The organism is Burkholderiales bacterium (assembly GCA_013695435.1).
Classification (GTDB): Bacteria; Pseudomonadota; Gammaproteobacteria; order Burkholderiales; family JACMKV01; genus JACMKV01.
Map to the genome: position 1 here is coordinate 1 of JACDAM010000268.1, position 2037 is coordinate 2037.

Annotated in this window: 2 protein-coding genes and 1 pseudogene; all 3 read right to left on the reverse strand. The window is 60.4% G+C overall.

Features of this window, described 5'->3' with window-relative positions; all coding sequences use genetic code 11:
- A pseudogene (locus tag H0V78_13145) lies at positions 1–340 on the reverse strand (carbamoyl phosphate synthase large subunit).
- A 118-nt stretch (positions 341–458) separates the two neighbouring features.
- A complete protein-coding gene (locus tag H0V78_13150; GenBank protein ID MBA2352684.1) occupies positions 459–698 on the reverse strand; it encodes a hypothetical protein in 240 nt (79 codons plus the stop codon).
- Positions 695–1858, reverse strand: coding sequence for a glutamine-hydrolyzing carbamoyl-phosphate synthase small subunit (gene carA / locus H0V78_13155; protein MBA2352685.1), 1164 nt, complete (start codon positions 1856–1858; stop codon positions 695–697). The genes H0V78_13150 and carA overlap by 4 nt, the downstream gene beginning before the upstream one ends.
- Between the last annotated feature and the right edge of the window lie 179 nt (positions 1859–2037).

Below are 2037 nucleotides of genomic sequence, written 5' to 3' on the forward strand. Positions count from 1 at the left end.
TCGACTCCGTACTTGTCGAGGGTGCCGTCCTTGAACAGCGCCAAGGTCGTGTTGAGCGCGGTCTGCCCCCCATCGTCGGAAGCACCGCGTCCGGCCTCTCCTTCTCGATGATCCGGGCCACGAACTCGGGCGTGATCGGCTCCACATAGGTCGCGTCGGCGAGATCGGGGTCGGTCATGATGGTGGCGGGATTGGAGTTGACCAGGACAATCCGGTAGCCCTCGGCCTTCAGCGCCTTGATCGCCTGTGTGCCGGAATAATCGAACTCGCATGCCTGGCCGATGACGATCGGCCCGGCGCCGATGATCAGGATCGATCGGAGGTCGGTTCGCTTGGCCATCTTCAGGAACGCGAATAATGCAGCGTGAAAAGTGAAGAAAAAACGACGTCCCGCGAGAGGTACATCTCACGTTTCATTCTTGGCTCTTCACGCCTTCATTATTTTTTATCGTCGTCAATCACTTCTTCTCCTGCTCCTTCTCTTTTTCGCCGAACAAGCCTTCGGCCAAACCCGGCAGACCGCCTTCGCTCGGCATGCGGGGTTCTTCGGGCTTCGCCGCGTCCTGAGCGTCGGCCTGGGGCGCTGTCGCAGGGGCGGCGGATTTCTCCGCGGGCGGCGTGTCGCCGGGGCCGCAAGCCGCGAGCAGCGCCGCGATTGCAGCCGCGATGGGGAAAGCTGGAAGTTGCGTCTTGCTCATGATGGTCCTCCGGAAATGTTGACGGTTGCGCTACTCTTGTTTTGCATCATCTCGATAAAGCGATCGAACAGATAATCGACATCGTGAGGCCCGGGGCTCGCTTCGGGGTGGCCCTGGAAACAGAAAGCCGGCACATCGGTGCGTTCAAAACCCTGCAAGCTGCCGTCGAATAATGAAACATGCGTAACGCGGGTGTTCGCCGGCAAGGTGGCGGCATCGACGGCGAAGCCGTGGTTTTGCGACGAAATCATTACGCGCCGGCTGTCGACGTCGTGCACCGGATGATTGGCGCCGTGATGGCCGAATTTCATCTTCACGGTTTTCGCGCCGGAGGCGAGGCCGAGCAACTGGTGGCCGAGGCAAATGCCGAAAGTCGGCACCTTGTGTTCGAGCAATTCGCGAATCGCGCTGATCGCGTAATCGCACGGCTCGGGATCACCGGGCCCGTTCGACAGAAAGATGCCGTCGGGCTGCAGCGCCAGCGCATCCGCAGCCGTGGTCTGCGCCGGCAATACCGTGATGCGGCAACCGCGCGACGCCAGTTTGCGCAGGATGTTGCGCTTGATGCCGTAATCGAAAGCGACGACGTGATAGCGCGCATCGCTGTGCACGCGATAACCCGCGCCGAGCGCCCACTGGCCTTCGTTCCACGAATAGGATTCCGTGCAACTCACGCTTTTCGCGAGATCCATGCCGGCCAGTCCGGGAAACGCGCGCGCCAGGCGCAAGGCTTCCGCTTCATCGAAATCGCCAGCCATGATGCAGCCGGATTGCGCACCTTTTTCGCGCAGAATACGCGTCAATTTTCGCGTGTCGACGTCGGCGATGGCGACGACGCTTTGCTGTTTCAGGAAGCTCGGCAAATCCTGCGTTGAACGCCAGTTGCTGGTCGTCAACGGTGAATCGCGGATGACGAGGCCCGCCGCGTAAACCCGGCGGGATTCGGCGTCTTCGACATTGACCCCGGTATTGCCGACGTGCGGGTAGGTCAGCGTCACGATCTGCCGGCAGTACGACGGATCGGTCAGAATTTCCTGATAGCCGGTAATCGCGGTGTTGAATACGACTTCACCGACCGCGGCGCCGTCGGCGCCGATTGCCGCGCCGCGAAAAATGGTGCCGTCGGCAAGCGCCAGAATCGCAGGTTGACGTTGCAGCACGAACCGCTCCTACAGGACTTGTGTGAAGTTTGAATGGCAGATGTGGAAGCGGGAAAGGCTAAAAGCCTCTCCCGCTTGACCACAGGAATTATACGGGACGCCAGCCCGTTCATCAATCCGCGAGGCTGATTCTGCTGATGAAAGAGCAGGCTTCGTAGAGCGTCAACGGTTCACACAAT

Bases quoted from the DNA above. Each gene is read 5' to 3' on its own strand.
- H0V78_13150 (MBA2352684.1), bottom strand. From the start codon at position 698: ATGAGCAAGACGCAACTTCCAGCTTTCCCCATCGCGGCTGCAATCGCG.